Raw genomic sequence first — 17379 nt, 5'->3', positions numbered from 1 at the left:
AACTGGCAACGGAGGAGATCTTTCGTCCGATACAGTGGTTTTTTATTCCGAGAATTCGACGAAGCAATTGGGGTTTCCCGTACATTGGTCTCGTATCTGGACCTGAAGGACGAGAGGAACTATTATGTTCATGCCAACGAAGGGAGATCTATATGATACGTGTGAAATATACAGTTAGGCATCGGAATAAAAAGTGTAACGTCGCGAAAGCGGCGTTTTTATAATATCCAATAATAATCATTAGCGGACATAACAAGCCAAAAATCCCCGTATTGATGTCCGCTAAGGTTTTTGATAACCTCAAAATATCATGTCCACTAAGGTTATTTGGAAGGAGCAGTTTATGAAGCCATCCTTTACGGTATCTTCTCAGGCGAATCATTACATCCAGCAATTTATTAATGATATAGAATCCAACGAGGATTTAAGTGCCAAAACATTAACGCAGTATGCAAGCGACCTACGACATTTGGCAGATTGGTATGAAGGTAGCTGGCACCGTCACCAAGCAGAGGAGGTTTATTTCGCACCTAACGAGATGACTACGCCGACCTTGATCCATTATCGAGAATACATGCAAAAGGTTCGTTCGTTAAAACCAAAAACGATTAATCGGAGATTGAACACGCTGAAGCGTTTTTTTGAATGGGCTGTACAAAAGCAAATGGTTTCTCTTGATGTAGCCAAACCATTGAAACTTGTCCCCGAGGAAACCACCAGTCCTCGTCACATGACGGATCAGGAAGAAGCATCGCTGATTACAGCTGTTCAAAATCATGGCACAACACGGGATTACAATCTTGTTCTTTTAATGCTGCACACCGGGCTTCGAACCATGGAGGTCTGTCGCCTGGTCAAATCCGACATTACTATCGGAAAAAGAAGTGGCCGATTACTTGTTCGTTCTGGGAAGCGCAATAAGCAAAGGGAAGTTCCATTAAATGCAACGATCCGACGGGCGCTGGAAGCCTATCGTCCTACGATCAAATCAGATGATGACCCCCTTTTTCCTTCAAACAAAACCGGAAGACATATGGGGGAACGTGCTCTACGTCATTTGATTTTGAAATATATGAAACTAGCCAATATCGAAGATATTAGTCCTCATGATCTTCGGCATCGTTTCGGTTACGTCATGTCGGAACGAACACCATTACACCGTTTGGCACAAATCATGGGGCATGACAGTTTGAATACAACCATGGTTTATGTTCGAGCGACTCGATCCGACCTACAGGGCGAGGTCGAAAAAATAGCTTGGCAATAATCGGGAGGGAATTTCATTGGCGTCGATTGAACGAACGGCATACCCGCGTTTCAAGCGCATGGTGACACAAAAAGAGTTGGATGAAGTCTATACACCTCAGACGGATGAGGTTAACTTTATTCTTTCGATAACACGTGGCAAAAACAACCGTTTTAATGCAACTCTATTGCTTAAATCCTTTCAAAAGCTTGGTTACTTTCCTAAATTGAATGAAATACCGCAAGGTATTGTAGATCATATCCGGGTGAGTTTAAACCTGCCTCCTGAATTAATAGTCGTTGGGTATGAAAAACCGCGTACAATGTATGTCCATCAAACAGCTATCCGGAAACACTTGGGGATTCATTCGTACGGTAAGAAAGCACAGGAAATTGCGATCCAATCCATACAAGAGGCAGCAAAGACCATGGATAATCCCGCAGATCTTATTAATGTAGCGATTGCCGAACTCATCAATCAATATTATGAACTTCCCGCATTTAGCACCTTGGATCGTTTGGCTCGCCGTATTCGAAGATTAGTCAACGAATCCTTTTTCCAGCAAGTATTGGATCGCTTATCAAAAGAAGAGATCGGACAACTTGATGTATTGGTTCAAAAAGACGCCGATCAATTTTTTAGCCATTATAACCGTCTGAAACAATTGCCGAAAAGACCACGATTATCAAAGATCCAAGAACAAATCAATCAACTCCATTGGCTTTTGAATTTTGGGGACGTAGGCCACCACCTTGAAAACATTCCTCCTATTAAGGTTCGACACTTTGCTGCACAAGCGAAGGTTCTGGATGCACAAAGTATTAGGGATTATGCTGCTCCCAAACGTTATACATTATTGTTATCAATGATTTATCATACGCAGGTTGCTACCCGCGACAACCTTGGTACGATGCTGATGAAAAGGATGGGCAACTTACATAACTCTGGAAAAGAAGAGCTGGAGCGCGTCAAAGAACAACATCGAGAGAAAACGGAAAACCTGGTTGCAACCCTGACAGACATACTGCAAACCTTAGAAGATGAACCAGAAGATGATCAAGCCGGAAAACTTGTTAAAAAAGCCGTAGCAACAAGGGGTAACATTCAGACATTGCTGGAGGATTGTGAGGCCGTGGCTTCCTATAATGGCAATAATTATTTGCCTCTTATCCTGAAATTTTTCCGTCAATACCGATCAAAAGTGTTTCAAATGGTTGAAAGTCTGCAACTTTCCTCGACTAGTGAAGATACCTCGGTCATGTCAGCGCTTTACTATGTTATGGATAACCGTCATCGTAAAAGCAATTATTTACCCGATGAGGTTGATTTATCCTTTGCTTCAGAACAATGGAGAAGAACCATTCGAGTTCGCGAAGGGTCGGGATGGAAAATTCATCGGAGGCATTTAGAAGTTTGTGTGTTTTCCTATCTCGCCAAGGAATTAAAAACCGGCGATATCTGTATAAGTGAATCCGATGAATACGCTGATTACCGGGAACAGTTATTGAGTTGGGAAGAATGCCGGCCCATGCTAGAGGATTATTGTAATGAAATGGGCTTTCCCGAAAATGGACCGGATTTCGTGAACCAGTTAAAGAATTGGATGCTTCATAAATCGCATGATGTTGATAAGAATTTTCCCGTTAACAAAGATTCGGTAGAAATTACGGAAGAAGGTGAACCGATATTAAAGAAGGCGGACGCAAAAGAACCCAGTTCTTTTTCAAAACACTTGGAAACCTTGATCGAAGAGAGAATGCCGGAGCGTAACATTATTGATGTCCTTTCTAACGTTGAATATTGGGTCAATTGGAGCCGACATTTCGGCCCTCTTTCCGGCTCCGATCCTAAATTGGATCGCCCCAAAGAACGTTATGTCTTAAATACCTTTGCTTATGGTTGTAACTTGGGACCATCACAAGCTGCCCGTCATATGCGCGGTACAGTCACACCAAGGACGCTTTCCTTTATTAATCAGCGACACGTAACACCTCATAAATTAAACAAAGCCACAAAGGATATCATCGATCAGTACGATAAATTTGAACTCCCGGAATCATGGGGAAGTGGCAAGACGGCAGCAGCTGATGGAACCAACTATGATATTTACCAAGAAAATTTGGTAGCTGAGTATCACATTAGGCATGGTGGATACGGAGGCGTTGCCTATCATCATGTTTCAGACAAGTACATTGCTTTGTTCAGCCACTTTATTCCTTGTGGTGTATGGGAAGCTGTTTACATTATTGAAGGGCTTTTAAAAAATCAATCCGACGTTCAACCTGACACACTGTTTGCGGATACTCAAGGACAATCGACACCTGTATTTGCCTTGTCATACCTGCTGGGCATTAAATTGATGCCGCGAATTCGTAACTTGAAAAGTCTTAAATTTTTTCGGCCGACGAAAGATACGACGTTTGAACATACGGACAATCTATTCACGGACACGATTAATTGGGGATTGATTGAAACGCATTGGAAGGATCTCATGCGTGTTGTTCTTTCCATCAAGGCCGGAAAGGTGTCCTCCTCACTGTTATTGAGAAGGTTAGGAACTTATAGCCGTAAAAATCGATTGTATCAGGCTTTTCAGGAATTGGGGAGAGCTGTGCGTACGGTTTTTCTCTTAGAATATATTACAAACATTGACTTAAGGCGATACATTACGGCCACAACCAATATTGCCGAAGCTTATAATGGTTTCGCGAAATGGCTTTTCTTCGGAGAAGAAGGCATCATTACAGATAATGATCCTGAACAGCAGGAGAAAGCCATCAAATATAATGACTTGGTTGCAAATGCTGTTATCTTTCAAAATGTTGCTGACTTAACGACAGTACTTCGATCACTTCAACAGGAAGGATATGAAATCAAAAATGAAGATTTAGCTGATCTGAGTCCGTATCTAAGGGGGCATATTAAAAGGTTTGGTGATTACATCATTGACTTGGAATCACCTCCAGAACCGTTAGACGAAAAACTTACATTAACGGAATAAATCATGGGATGGTTATTTGAATCCATCCCTAACTGTATATTTTACACGTATCATGTAGATCCCCCATTACGGAAATTGACTTATTTGTCTGTTTAATAAATATTATTTATAATCATAATATATAAAATATTCAAAATCCATTGAATCCTATATGGATAAATGTTTCAATAAGTAAATAAGAAACAATACCATTTAGTATTCTTTGGTTTGTAAGCGAATTCATTAATGGAAAGGAGATGGTTCCCCATTCTATTGAGTGCCCTCTAAGTTTGTAATAAGCGCCTGTATTAGAGGGGGCACTGTTATCACGGTATGAATATATTAACACGTCAAAAAATCATTTCATTACGAGCAATATCCGTACATCCATTTTTTGGATGATACCTTTTTTCAGAGGCAGAAAGGAGATGATTAATTGAACACCATACTTATTATAGCAGCCATGTTTGCTTGTCTTTTTATTGTTCTATTTTTAGGATTGCCAGTTGCTCTTGGCTTGGGCGGTACAGCTGCCCTGTTTGGCTATTTGTACGTGCCGGATGTATTGATGGCTGCTCCGAGCTCTTTCTTTTCAACACCGTGGCAAAATATTTTAGTAACTGTTCCACTGTTTATTTTTATGGGGAATATTGTTCGTTACTCAGGTATTGCGCAGGACGCTTATGATGCTGCATATAAATTAATTGGCCATCTACCGGGGGGTCTGGCTATGGGAACGGTGCAGGTGTGTACGGTTTTTGCTGCTATAACCGGTGTCACGCCGCCAGCCACCATTACAATGGGGCAAATTGCTTACCCTTCCATGATGCACTATCAATACCACAGAGGAATTGCTATTGGTTCCATCGGGGCCGGTGGAGCGTTGGGTGCTCTTATTCCTCCAAGTGTTCCGTTTATTTTTTACGGTATATTATCCAATGAATCAGTGGGTGCCCTGTTTTTGGGCGGTATTATTCCCGGATTAATATTGTCTATTTTATACGTTATTTATATTGGGATCAGGTGTAAATTGCAGCCGCATATGGGACCGGCAATCCCAAAAGATAACAGATACTCTGTACGTGAGAAAATTGGTGCTATTGCAGGTATTTGGCCGTTTCTTGTTCTCATTATTATTGTTTTAGGCGTTATATGGATGGGAGTAGCTACACCTGCTGAGGCGGCTGCATTCGGTGCCGGTGGTGCTCTTCTGATTAATATTTTATACCGTAGTTTAACTTGGCAAATCGTCAAAGATTCAATTATATTCACTGTTAAGCTCGTTGGTATGGGATTCTGGATTCTGATTGCTGCCAACTTTTTTGTTAACATCTTTAGTGCCTTAGGTGGTCAGGATGTTATTACGTCAGCTGTCTTAGGTATGCCCGGTGGTAAGTGGGGCGCCCTGTTAATGATGATGTTTATCATCATGATTCTCGGAATGGTGATGGATGATTGGGCCATTATTATGATGGTCACACCGTTATTTGTCCCTATTTTAAATGAATTGGATATTAGCACGTTATGGTTTGGTGTTCTGTTTATCGTTAATATACAAATTGCCTATTTAACACCTCCTTTTGGTTTTGTTCTGTTTTGGATAAAAAGTATCTTACCGGAAGATGTCACGATGGGAGATGTTTACCGTTCGGTTTTGCCGTTTATTGGGCTTCAGTTAATAGGGCTTATTTTGCTGATTCTATTTCCTGAATTGGCGACGTGGCTTCCAAGCACGATGCGATAAAATAATGAACCGGATCTCGCTTTGATGGGAAATACTATTGACTAAAGGGGGTGATTCTTCTGTTAATTGCGTACATATCTATGTGCGCTATAACCGGCAATTTATCTTTTGAAGGGAGGGGTGAATAGGTTTATGACATGGTGCTGAACCTGCCGGAACTCGCCTCATAATCATTCAAGGACGTTAAACGACATGTTTAGAACACATCGTCTATTACAAATAGGGGGTTATCATGATGAAAAAATATATTGTGCTATTATTGATGCTCGTTTTTGCTGGTATTGTCATGACTGGATGTCTTGCGGACGACACATCGAACGGGGGTGGAAATGGGTCTGATTCAGGTGATTCCGGCGGAGAAGATGGCCCTCCAGATGAGGTGACGGAATGGACCTTTCAGCCTGCTTTTGATTCCGGTGATGCCGGTTGGGATAATGGCGTTAAACCGTGGATTAAAGCTGTGGAAGAAGCGACGGAAGGCACCGTGAAAATTGAGCTTCTCCCAGCTGGTTCAATCGTCAGCGGAAATGAAGCATTCAGTGCTGCTAGTAACGGAACCATCGATGTTTATGCTGGCTGGGCAACTGTTTACGGTGGCATTATGCCCGAGGGTATGCTCGCATATGGCATGCCGATGGGGGCTGAAAACTCCGAAGAAGCATGGGAAGCTATGTGGGGAAATGATAAGTATCGAATTGGTGAAATTGTTCAGGAAGCAGCCAATGAGAATAATTTGCAATGGGTTGGCTGGGCGAACCAAGGCCCTAACTCGGTCTTTACTAAGTTTCCAGTAAAGGGTATGGAAGATTTGGAAGGAAAGAAACTTAGAGCCGGTGGTCCCCAAGCCCTATTTTTGGAAGCTATGGGCGGAACACCCGTATCTTTGGAAAGTGATGAAATTTATTCGGCCATTGATCTGGGAACCATCGAAGGCACGCTATGGGATACTGGCGGCATGAATGATATGAAATTCCAGGAAGTTATAGATTATGCGATGCTTCCGGGGTGGAATCCTGCTCAACACCAAGAAATTTATGTTAATCAGGATGCATGGCAAAGCTTGAATGATTGGCAACGGGAGCAAATAAATGGAATATTTAAATCCAACTATTTCAAAGCCAGTGAAATGCATGCAGAAGGTGTGGAGCAATCGTTGCAGGATCTCAAGGACAGCGGTGGTGAGGTTATCGAACTGAGCGAAGAAAAAGTACAAGAAATGCGAAATAAAACCATTGAGAAAGTTTGGCCTAAAATTGCTGAAAAATCCGAGCGAAATGCCAAAGGTGTTGAGTTGTGGAAACAATTCCTGAAAGATAAAGGTAAAATAGAATAATTATATCAACGGTATGTTTGACTTTATAATGACAGCCACCTCTTCAGTTTTTATAAAGAGAAACATGGCTACAAAGAAGAGGTGGCGTGTCTATCAACATCATTCATGCGATGGTTATCAATAATCATTTTGATGCGAAAGGAGGTACGTAACTAAATGACCATTTGGAACAATGTTGAGCGAACCGTTGACGTCATAAGTGAGTGGTTGGGCAAAATTGGTTGGATTCTTATTCTCTATGCGCTGTTTTTCGGGTTATATGACGTTATCATGAGATATTTTTTCGATGCACCTACGTTATGGATTTCCACAACCATACAATACGCTATGGTTCTGTTGGCTTGCGTGTCCGGTGCTTTCTCGTTGAACACAGGCTCCTTTGTCAAGTTGGATCTGTTTTATGAAAAAATGTCTCCTAAAGCGAAAGCAGTCTGTAATATTATTACATTTTTCTTTGCTTTTCTATATTTGTATGTATTGATTACAAAAGGGATAGAGGCGGCGTCATCATCGTTTGCGAGGGCTGAAACAACACCGACCGCCATTTCTATACCACTCTATCATCTGAAGGCCATTATACCCATCGGGGCTTTTTGTGTTCTTCTTGTAGCCATTAAACATGTTGTTCAGGATATACAGACGGCGTTGGGTTACCGGCGAGGTTAATGTGTGGGAAACAAAAGAGGTCTTTGTCACCGCAGAAAACCATTCCCATGCAGGAATGGGGGCCATGACACAGCAAGTAATGACTGTTGTACAACGACTGATAAAGACATCTAAAAACCTGGACCGCCTTTTCAGCGGATCCAGGTTTTCTTTTTGATCAGTATGTTATGCTTTCCTTACAGACCGCAGCTCGTCAATAAATGCCTGCTTTTCGGATGCACTGAGCTGACCTTTCTGCTTGACCATATCATACATAAATCTAATATCCTCGTATTTGTTCAAATCATAATCTTGCGCCTCCAGCATTTCGCGATTAACAACACTTAACATTTCAGCGAGTTCCTCGAGCATAAATTTCAAGTTTTCCTGCGTTGGTTCTTCCAGATTCACATGAACACTCCCTCTACTAAATATCATTGCAAAAAGCTTATGTATCGGATTAAGCCTTCTTTTCTCCTTGCCTTTATGATAAAATAAATACGTTAAAATGCCAAATGAGAAAAATATGTTTTCTATAAAACATATTCCTTCTTCTGTGCATCGGAAATTTAGGAGAATGTTTAATGTATTTGAAACGATTGGAAAGTGTTGGCTTTAAATCCTTTGCAGAACGGATCAATGTGGATTTTGTTCCTGGCGTGACGTCAGTAGTGGGGCCGAATGGAAGCGGGAAAAGCAATATCACTGAAGCGATTAAATGGGTGCTCGGTGAACAGTCAGCTCGATCACTGCGCGGATCGAAAATGGAAGATGTTATTTTTCAAGGCAGTGATACGAGACGAGCACTCAATGTTGCAGAAGTAACGCTCGTATTGGAAAATAGTGATCAGGCGCTTCCACTTGACTATAACGAGATAAGTGTCACCAGACGGGTTTATCGTTCCGGTGACAGTGAATTCTATATCAATAAGCAGTATTGTCGATTGAAAGATATCATTGATTTATTTATGGATTCTGGATTGGGTCGTGAAGCCTTTTCGATTATCAGTCAGGGAAAGGTTGAGGAAATTTTAAGCTCCAAAGCGGTTGAACGGCGGACAATTTTTGAAGAAGCTGCTGGCGTTTTGAAGTATAAACAACGTAAGAAAAAAGCTGAGTATAAATTGGAAGAAACACAAGAAAACTTGAACCGTGTGGAAGATATTATCCATGAATTGGAACAGCAAATGGGACCGTTGAAAGACCAAGCAGAAACCGCGCAAAGCTATCTTGACAAAAAAGAACAGTTGAAACAATGTGAAATTTCGCTGCTCATTACGGAAATCGAACAGCTTTATGACCAGTGGCAGGGAATGCTGGGTGAACTGGATAAAGCGAAAAATGAGGAACTGAACCGAAAAACGGCCATCCAAACAAAAGAAGCTGAACTGGAACAGGAACGGCAGACAATTCAGACGTTGGATGAAGAGATTGAGCAACTGCAGGCAAACCTTCTGTCGACAACGGAACAACTTGAACAGGATGAAGGCAAAAAGCAAGTATTTCACGAACGAACCAAACACATAGATGAAAATAAAGAAAAACTGGAAAATCAGAAAAAAGAAACATCCGAACGCATCGAGACGCTTAAGCATGAACTCAATCAAGAAAATGAGACACTCACATCGCTGCAGGAAACCCGACATAAAACAAAAAATCGCCTCCAGCAATTCGAGGCTGAATTAACAACGGACAAAGATGATATTGCCAAACAAATCGATGAATGGAAATCGGATTATATCGAGTATTTGAATGACCAGGCAGCCAAACGGAATGAACAACAGTCTATTCAAAAGCAGATTGATAATATTTCCAACAAAATGCAACAACAAGACAAAAAAATAGATGATTTATTATCTGAACAGAAAGACCTTAGATCAAAAGCAACGGAACTAAAATCGGATTATGCCAAACAGGAAGACGTGCTCAAACATAAATCCGAGACTATTGAGCAACTCAAAGAAGACGTGTCAACGAAACGTGATGCGTTTCAAGAAGCACAATCAAAGCTGAATGAAGGCTATCAATATATAGAAAAACTGAAATCCAAAAAAGAAATGCTGGAAGATATGAAAGAGTCATTTCAAGGATTCTTCCATGGGGTAAAAGCCACTCTTAAAGCACGTGAAGAAAAGAAACTGAAAGGCATTCACGGGGCAGTCATTGAGCTTGTTGACGTTCCAAATCAATATATAACGGCCATAGAGACGGTCTTGGGCGGCCAAGCCCAGCATGTGGTAGTCGATGATGATCAGACGGCACGACAAGCCATTGACTGGCTCAAAACGACCAACAACGGACGAGCCACTTTTTTGCCGCTTCAATCCATTCATGAACGATTTATTCCAAATGATACGCTGGGACAAGTGAAACACCACTCTGGATTCGTCGGGGTTGCTGCCGATCTTGTGTCCGCAACCTCCCCTTTTCAAAAGGCCGTCCGTCATCTGATGGGACATGTCCTCATTGCAGAAACATTAAAAGATGCCAATGTCATCGCCCAAGATGTTAAACGCAAGCACCGTGTTGTTACACTTGAGGGCGATGTAGTCAATCCGGGTGGGTCCATGTCCGGTGGTGCGCAGAAAAAATCAAAGCAATCGTTGTTTACAAGGGAAAAAGATTTGCAAGAAGTAACTGAACAACTGGGTGACTTTCAACACAATGTAAAAGCGATCGAAAAACAGGTGGACGAACAGAGAGAACAGATTACTAAAATAGAACAGGACATCGCTGCTAAAGAGAACGATATTTCAGAAGAACGGCAAAAACGTCAGGATCTAAACACATCCTTTAAAGAAGCTGAAATGAAACTAGCCTCATTGAATGAAACAATTGCGTTGTATGAACAGGACAAGCAACAATTTGACAAAGATTTGAATGATCTGCACTCACGCCGCGACCAGCTTACGAACGAGTTACAGACTATTTCCAAGCATTTGGAAACGGCTCAGCGTCACATTGATAAGCTGTCCGAACAGGAAAAAACATTTCAGGATAATCAGGAACAGTTGAAAGAAGACTATCAAAAAGAACAAGTAACACTGGCTGAACAAGAAGAACGGTTGAAAAATCAGAAGGAAAAAACGGATAACATCCACACACAGTTGCGTGAATATCAGGACCAATATCAAACGTATGCCAATGATCTGAATGAATTGCTGAAAATGCAAGAGGCCGAAGAAACCGAAGAAACAGTGGAAGCAAATATCCGGAAAGCGAAAGAAGATAAAGAGGCTATCACAGCAAAAATCCAAAGCTTGCGTTCCAATCGTTCCGAACGCAGCCAATACGTACAGGATCAAGAACGTGAATTGAAAGAAGAAAACAAGGACCATAACGCCTATCAACAAGACATTCAAGAAAAAGAAGTCAACGTCAATCGTTTGGATGTTGAGTTGGAAAACCGGTTGAACAAGCTGCAGAACGACTATACGATAACATTTGAAAAAGCTCAACAAACATATGAAAAAACGGACAATGCCGAAGAAGCAGAGAACACAGTCAATCGGATAAAGCAAGCCATCGAGCAACTGGGTACCGTGAACCTAGGTGCCATCGATGAATATGACCGAGTTTGGCAACGGCATGACTTTTTATCACAACAACAGAATGATCTTTTAGAAGCAAAACAGACGTTACACACGGTTATCAGCGAAATGGATGATGAAATGGAAAAACGCTTCAGTGACACATTTGCACAAATTAACGAAGAATTTTCTACTGTTTTCAAACAGTTATTTGGCGGTGGTAAAGCTGAACTGACGTTGACCGATCCCAAAAATTTGCTTGATACGGGTGTGGAAATCATTGCTCAACCCCCCGGTAAAAAACTGCAGCACCTTGGACTGCTGTCTGGTGGTGAACGAGCGTTAACTGCCATAACGTTATTGTTCGCTATTTTGCATGTCCGCCCGGTACCGTTTTGTGTACTGGATGAAGTGGAAGCAGCTTTGGATGAAGCCAATGTTACCCGTTTTGCTGACTATTTGAAGGCATGCAGTGCAAATACACAGTTCATTGTCATTACGCATCGAAAAGGAACGATGGAAGAATCCGATGTCCTGTACGGTGTAACCATGCAGGAGTCGGGTGTGTCCCGGCTCGTTTCGGTCCGCATGGATGAAACCGATGAGCTGATTAATGCATAGGAGGTATCCATTCGATGGGATTCATAAACAAATTAAAAAGTAAATTCAAACAAAATGAAGAGGATGCAGAAGACGTTACCAAAAAGTACAAAAAAGGCATGGAAAAAACGCGTCATTCATTTTCCGGAAAAATAAATGATTTAGTCGCTCGCTACCGCAAAGTGGATGAAGACTTCTTTGAAGAACTGGAAGAAGTGTTGATCGGTGCGGATGTCGGGGTTAATACCGTTATGGATTTGGTTGAAGAGTTAAAAATGGAAGTGAAGCGTCAAAATATAAAAGATTCATCCGAAATAAAAGGCGTTATTTCAGAAAAGTTAGTGGACATTTATTATGGCAATGATGACGAAGACGTTGAGAAGCTACATCTGCAGGACGAAGGATTATCGGTTATTCTCGTTGTCGGAGTTAATGGTGTCGGCAAAACAACGTCCATTGGCAAACTGGCCCATCAATTGCAGCAGCAAGGAAAAACTGTCATGTTGGCAGCCGGGGATACATTCCGCGCCGGAGCTATTGAACAGCTCGATATATGGGGCGAACGGGCCGGCGTCGACGTCATTAAACAAAGCGAAGGCAGTGATCCTGCTGCGGTTATTTTTGACGGGATTAAATCTGCTAAATCACGTAATGCTGATGTGCTTATCTGTGATACAGCAGGCCGACTACAGAACAAGGTTAATTTAATGAATGAGCTCGCTAAAGTTAAACGGGTGATTGAACGGGAAGTGCCTGGAGCACCGCATGAAGTCCTTCTTACACTGGATGCAACGACTGGCCAAAATGCTTTGAGTCAGGCGAAGACATTCTCTGAAGCAACCGACGTGTCGGGGATTGTATTGACTAAGCTTGACGGAACAGCAAAAGGCGGTATTGTATTGGCTATTCGTAAGGAGCTGGACATTCCTGTTAAATTCGTTGGTCTTGGTGAGAACGTGGAAGATCTTGAACATTTTGATGCGCATGCCTTCGTCTATGGATTGTTCGCGGATTTGCTTGAAGATGACGATAAATGATGGTAAACTTTTTGTAAAGGGATTTCACTTAACAATTTATGACTCACGTATTGATAGAGGGTGTTTTCAGTTGCTGGAAAAAACAACACGAGTCAATTATTTATTTGATTTTTACCAACCATTATTAACCCCGAAACAGCGCAGTTATATGGATATGTATTTCCGTGAGGACTATTCGCTTGGTGAAATCTCCGAGTTGCTAAACGTTTCCCGACAGGCTGTATATGATAATATCCGTCGGACGGAACAGATGCTTGAAAATTATGAAGAAAAACTTGGGTTATATGACAGATTCCGGAAGCGCATGACCATTTTGGATCGGATGGATCATATGGCTAATAATAGTGACATACAAGCGTTGATTCATCAATTAAAAGAATTAGAGTAGGGGGACTCCTTCCATGGCATTTGAAGGATTGGCCGACCGGCTGCAAGGCACCATGAAAAAAATCACCGGCAAAGGGAAAGTTTCCGAACAGGATGTTAAGGAGATGACAAGAGAAGTCCGTCTTGCCCTTTTAGAAGCCGATGTCAACTTTAAAGTGGTCAAAGATCTGATAAAACGGATTAAAGAGCGTGCTGTCGGCCAGGAAGTGATGGAAAGTTTAACACCCGGACAGCAGGTTATTAAAGTTGTAAAAGAAGAGTTATCCGAACTGATGGGAGGGGAACAGAGCCAGATAGCTGCCAGCGACCGTCCGCCGACCGTTATTATGATGGCCGGACTGCAGGGTGCCGGAAAAACAACAACCACCGGCAAACTAGCCACGCATCTGCGCAAGAAACACAATCGGTCACCTCTTTTGGTCGCCGCAGACGTTTACCGGCCGGCTGCCGTTGATCAATTGGAAACAGTTGGACAGCAGCTTGATATACCTGTCTTCTCCAAAGGGACGGACGAAAGCCCTGTGGCTATTGCCAAACAGGCGCTGGAACAGGCGAAAGAACAACATCATGATTACGTTATTATTGATACGGCCGGTCGGTTGCATGTTGATGAGGATTTGATGGATGAACTCGATCAGGTCAAAGCAGCCGTTAATCCGGATGAAATCTTTCTCGTTGTTGATGCCATGACCGGACAGGATGCAGTCAACGTGGCGGAAAGTTTTAATGACCAGCTGGGAATATCCGGCGTTGTCCTATCGAAGCTCGATGGCGATACACGCGGCGGGGCGGCGCTTTCTATACGAGCTGTCACCGGCAAGCCGATCAAATTCGCAGGTATGGGCGAAAAACTCGATCAGTTGGAACCCTTTCACCCCGAAGGAATGGCGTCACGTATCCTTGGCATGGGCGATGTGCTGAGTCTGATTGAAAAAGCGGAAACCAATGTCAGCGAAAAACAGGCAAAAGAGTTACAGGAAAAAATGCGTTCAGCGACATTTACATTTGATGATTTCCTTGAACAGATGGGTCAAGTAAAAAACATGGGCCCTCTCGAAGATTTAATGGGAATGATACCAGGTGCCAACAAAATGAAGGGGCTGAAGAATGCACAAATTGATGAAAAACAACTGGTGTATGTGGAAGCCATTATTCAGTCCATGACCAAGGATGAGCGACAGGATCCTTCCATCATGAATGCAAGCCGGAAAAAGCGGATTGCCAAAGGTTCCGGAACATCCGTATCCCAAGTGAACAGGCTGCTAAAACAATTTAATGAAATGAAGAAAATGATGAAACAAATGACTTCTGGACAAAAAGGAAAAAAGGGCAAAGGAATGAACTTACCTTTTATGTAAAAATGAAGCGGACGCACACTCGCAAGCACATGTGCTACGTTTTTCCAACCTCCGTGCACAGATGTCCTGTAAATGTCAGACATCCTGTAATGGAAAAACACTTTACAGACCTCAAACGATCTGTTACAATCTAAAATTGTGAAACATAAGATATTGGAGGTGTGAACATGGCTGTAAAAATCCGAATGAAACGAATGGGGTCCAAACGAGATCCATCCTATCGTATTGTTGTGGCAGATTCGCGCTCACCGAGGGATGGACGTTTTATTGAGCAAATCGGCACATACAATCCTGTTGTCAAACCGGTTGAAGTCAAAATAAATGAAGAGAAAGCATTGGACTGGATGACACATGGTGCGAAACCAAGTGACACCGTACGCAATCTTTTCTCCAAACAAGGCATCATGAAAAAATTCCACGAACAGAAAAACTAACCCATAAAGTAGTGTGATATCATGAGGGCCCTGATTGAGACCATTGTAACGCCATTAGTTGATTACCCTGAAGACATCACTGTGACAGAAACGGAAAAAGATGACAAAACGACATACCATCTCACCGTTCATCAGAGTGATGTCGGCAAAGTGATTGGTAAAAATGGCCGGATCGCCAAGTCGATCCGTACGATTGTTTATTCTGCAAAGCCGACTACAAACAAGCGTATTTATTTAGATATTATGTAGAAAGGGAGGGGGGGGCACCTTTCCCTTTTTACCATTTAAAGACAATCGAACCGATAATGCTTGAATTACCGGATAAGGATGAATGAACGGAAAATGCATGTCTGTGCTAGGATTGATTCGAGAGAGAGCGAGGAATCAGTATGCAAATTATCAGAAAGGTCCTTATCAAACAGATTGTTACAGAGAAAAGCAAAGCGACGTTAAGGAAAGGCTTTCAGGATCACAAAATGCAGCTTGAACAAGAGTGCCAACAGCTCAGGTTTGAACAGCGTAAATTGGAGAATAAACGAAAAACGTCCAAACAGGAAGTTTCACAACGGTTTCAGCAGGAAATAAAAAATCGAAAAGAAAAAATGAAACAGGCTGACTTTAAATTGGAACAGCTGGATATACTGGAAATCGGAAGTGAAATAACAGAAAAAGAAGTTGACGCTCTTGTTGAGGTTGAAGAAGGGTCGCATTGGAATGAAATTATGGGAGAAGCAGCTATCGTCGTGGAAGATGGCATCGTTGTTCGAATTGATCAGTAGCAGGTGATGACATGACACAAATGCTGAATGTAGGAAAAATTATTAATACTCATGGCGTACAAGGCGAGGTTAAAGTTCAACGGATCACGGATTTCGATGATCGATTTGACATCGGCAACCAGTTGGTACTTGTAAATGAAGACAGTCAGGAATTGGTGTTAACAATCGATGGACACCGTATTCATAAAGGGTTCGACCTCATTCATTTTAAAGGCTATGACACCATCAATGATGTTGAGTGGTTCAAAGGGAAACACCTTCAAATCAGTGAAAACCAGCTGACCGAACTTGATGAAAATGAATACTATTACCATGAGATTATCGGCTGCTCCGCTTACTTGACAGACGGCAGCTATCTCGGTTCCATTAAGGAGATACTGTCTCCAGGTGCCAATGATGTCTGGGTCGTGAAACGTGAACAGGGAAAAGATGTGCTTGTGCCTTATATTGAAAATATTGTTCAAGAAGTGGACGTTGCTGCACAAAAAGTGGTCATCGAACCGATGGAAGGACTGCTTGACTGATGCATATAGATGTTTTGACATTATTTCCGGAAATGATCGAAGGTGTCTTTGATGCTTCCATTCTCAAAAAAGCCCGGGAAAATGAGAAATTCAGTTATAATCTGGTGAACTTCCGTGATTACTCGGAAAATAAGCACGGCAAAGTAGATGATTACCCATATGGTGGCGGCGCCGGGATGGTATTAACCCCGCAACCGGTTTTTGATGCCGTGGATGCTGTTACCAATGGGAAACCGATGAATTCGCGGATTATTTTAATGTGTCCACAGGGAGAGCCATACAATCAAAAAAAAGCTGAAGAACTGGCTGAAGAAGATCACTTGGTTTTCATCTGTGGCCATTACGAAGGGTATGATGAACGGATAAGGAAACACCTTGTCACCGATGAAATATCCATCGGTGATTATGTCCTGACTGGCGGAGAACTTGGCGCCATGGTCGTCATCGACAGTGTGGTGCGATTATTGCCAGATGTGCTTGGCAATGACGAATCCGCACCGGGGGATTCTTTTTCCACCGGTCTTTTGGAACATCCGCACTATACCCGTCCTGCTGATTTCCGGGGCATGAAAGTTCCAGATATATTACTGTCCGGCAATCATGCAAAAATTGATGATTGGCGCCGAAAAGAGTCGTTGAAACGTACATTAGAGCGGCGAAGCGAACTGGTGAATGAACAACAATTGACAGATGAAGAACGTAACGTTTGGGGTAAAAATTCAGAATGAATGTTGAATAAGGTTGCTTATTATGGTATATTGATGATTGTGCTTAAGTTCATA

15 protein-coding genes are annotated in these 17379 nt (G+C 42.2%); 14 read left to right on the top strand and 1 reads right to left on the bottom strand.

The features are described 5' to 3' along the window. Positions 1 to 343: 343 nt before the first annotated feature. The 5 genes from ACZ5Q7_RS12060 to ACZ5Q7_RS12040 all read left to right on the top strand — a co-directional run bounded on the left by ACZ5Q7_RS12060 (position 344) and on the right by ACZ5Q7_RS12040 (position 7969). Positions 344 to 1267: a tyrosine-type recombinase/integrase gene (locus ACZ5Q7_RS12060; RefSeq protein ID WP_343753414.1), complete on the top strand. Its 924-nt coding sequence runs from the start codon at positions 344 to 346 to the stop codon at positions 1265 to 1267. 16 nt (positions 1268 to 1283) lie between these two features. Beyond that, positions 1284 to 4247 carry a Tn3 family transposase gene (locus ACZ5Q7_RS12055; protein ID WP_343753412.1) on the top strand — a complete coding sequence of 988 codons (2964 nt, stop codon included), beginning with the start codon at positions 1284 to 1286 and terminating at the stop codon, positions 4245 to 4247. Between the two features lie 415 nt (positions 4248 to 4662). Continuing rightward, complete coding sequence (locus tag ACZ5Q7_RS12050; protein WP_343753410.1) at positions 4663 to 5970, top strand: TRAP transporter large permease; 1308 nt, start codon at positions 4663 to 4665, stop codon at positions 5968 to 5970. 232 nt (positions 5971 to 6202) lie between these two features. Next, positions 6203 to 7303: a TRAP transporter substrate-binding protein gene (locus ACZ5Q7_RS12045; RefSeq protein WP_464432878.1), complete on the top strand. Its 1101-nt coding sequence runs from the start codon at positions 6203 to 6205 to the stop codon at positions 7301 to 7303. A gap of 156 nt (positions 7304 to 7459) precedes the next feature. After that, positions 7460 to 7969 (top strand): TRAP transporter small permease subunit, encoded by a 510-nt coding sequence (locus tag ACZ5Q7_RS12040; protein ID WP_343753406.1) that lies wholly within the window; start codon positions 7460 to 7462, stop codon positions 7967 to 7969. A gap of 165 nt (positions 7970 to 8134) precedes the next feature. Here the strand turns inward: ACZ5Q7_RS12040 and ACZ5Q7_RS12035 are convergent, their stop codons facing one another. Then, a complete protein-coding gene (locus tag ACZ5Q7_RS12035; RefSeq protein WP_343753404.1) occupies positions 8135 to 8359 on the bottom strand; it encodes a DUF1128 domain-containing protein in 225 nt (74 codons plus the stop codon). Positions 8360 to 8532: 173 nt separating this feature from the next. Here ACZ5Q7_RS12035 and smc point away from each other — a divergent pair, with 173 nt between their 5' ends. The 9 genes from smc (at position 8533) to trmD (ending at position 17325) form a co-directional block, all read left to right on the top strand. Next, positions 8533 to 12099: a chromosome segregation protein SMC gene (gene smc / locus ACZ5Q7_RS12030; protein ID WP_343753403.1), complete on the top strand. Its 3567-nt coding sequence runs from the start codon at positions 8533 to 8535 to the stop codon at positions 12097 to 12099. Between the two features lie 14 nt (positions 12100 to 12113). Then, positions 12114 to 13115, top strand: a complete 1002-nt coding sequence (gene ftsY / locus ACZ5Q7_RS12025; RefSeq protein WP_343753401.1) for a signal recognition particle-docking protein FtsY — start codon at positions 12114 to 12116, stop codon at positions 13113 to 13115. Between the two features lie 70 nt (positions 13116 to 13185). Further along, positions 13186 to 13503: a putative DNA-binding protein gene (locus ACZ5Q7_RS12020; protein WP_343753399.1), complete on the top strand. Its 318-nt coding sequence runs from the start codon at positions 13186 to 13188 to the stop codon at positions 13501 to 13503. Positions 13504 to 13516: 13 nt separating this feature from the next. Then, positions 13517 to 14860, top strand: a complete 1344-nt coding sequence (ffh, locus tag ACZ5Q7_RS12015; protein ID WP_343753397.1) for a signal recognition particle protein — start codon at positions 13517 to 13519, stop codon at positions 14858 to 14860. A gap of 167 nt (positions 14861 to 15027) precedes the next feature. Further along, a complete protein-coding gene (gene rpsP, locus ACZ5Q7_RS12010) occupies positions 15028 to 15294 on the top strand; it encodes a 30S ribosomal protein S16 (RefSeq protein ID WP_343753395.1) in 267 nt (88 codons plus the stop codon). Positions 15295 to 15315: 21 nt separating this feature from the next. After that, entirely contained in the window at positions 15316 to 15543 is a 228-nt protein-coding gene (locus ACZ5Q7_RS12005) for a KH domain-containing protein (protein WP_343753393.1), read from the top strand. Positions 15544 to 15683: 140 nt separating this feature from the next. Continuing rightward, positions 15684 to 16073 carry a YlqD family protein gene (locus tag ACZ5Q7_RS12000; protein ID WP_343753391.1) on the top strand — a complete coding sequence of 130 codons (390 nt, stop codon included), beginning with the start codon at positions 15684 to 15686 and terminating at the stop codon, positions 16071 to 16073. 11 nt (positions 16074 to 16084) lie between these two features. Further along, positions 16085 to 16597 carry a ribosome maturation factor RimM gene (gene rimM, locus ACZ5Q7_RS11995; RefSeq protein WP_343753389.1) on the top strand — a complete coding sequence of 171 codons (513 nt, stop codon included), beginning with the start codon at positions 16085 to 16087 and terminating at the stop codon, positions 16595 to 16597. Continuing rightward, the gene (gene trmD / locus ACZ5Q7_RS11990) at positions 16597 to 17325 is read left to right on the top strand and encodes a tRNA (guanosine(37)-N1)-methyltransferase TrmD (protein WP_343753387.1); all 729 of its coding nucleotides are present in this window, start codon (positions 16597 to 16599) and stop codon (positions 17323 to 17325) included. The genes rimM and trmD overlap by 1 nt, the downstream gene beginning before the upstream one ends. Positions 17326 to 17379 lie beyond the last annotated feature (54 nt).

Source organism: Lentibacillus halophilus, assembly GCF_055395055.1.
This window is presented reverse-complemented; position numbering and strand designations above follow the sequence as displayed.

Coding starts and splice junctions, on each gene's coding strand:
- ACZ5Q7_RS12040 (WP_343753406.1), top strand. CDS start 7,460: ATGACCATTTGGAACAATGTTGAGCGAACCGTTGACGTCATAAGTGAG.
- ftsY (WP_343753401.1), top strand. CDS start 12,114: ATGGGATTCATAAACAAATTAAAAAGTAAATTCAAACAAAATGAAGAG.
- ACZ5Q7_RS12005 (WP_343753393.1), top strand. CDS start 15,316: ATGAGGGCCCTGATTGAGACCATTGTAACGCCATTAGTTGATTACCCT.
- ACZ5Q7_RS12000 (WP_343753391.1), top strand. CDS start 15,684: ATGCAAATTATCAGAAAGGTCCTTATCAAACAGATTGTTACAGAGAAA.
- ffh (WP_343753397.1), top strand. CDS start 13,517: ATGGCATTTGAAGGATTGGCCGACCGGCTGCAAGGCACCATGAAAAAA.
- rpsP (WP_343753395.1), top strand. CDS start 15,028: ATGGCTGTAAAAATCCGAATGAAACGAATGGGGTCCAAACGAGATCCA.
- rimM (WP_343753389.1), top strand. CDS start 16,085: ATGACACAAATGCTGAATGTAGGAAAAATTATTAATACTCATGGCGTA.
- trmD (WP_343753387.1), top strand. CDS start 16,597: ATGCATATAGATGTTTTGACATTATTTCCGGAAATGATCGAAGGTGTC.
- ACZ5Q7_RS12060 (WP_343753414.1), top strand. CDS start 344: ATGAAGCCATCCTTTACGGTATCTTCTCAGGCGAATCATTACATCCAG.
- smc (WP_343753403.1), top strand. CDS start 8,533: ATGTATTTGAAACGATTGGAAAGTGTTGGCTTTAAATCCTTTGCAGAA.
- ACZ5Q7_RS12045 (WP_464432878.1), top strand. CDS start 6,203: ATGATGAAAAAATATATTGTGCTATTATTGATGCTCGTTTTTGCTGGT.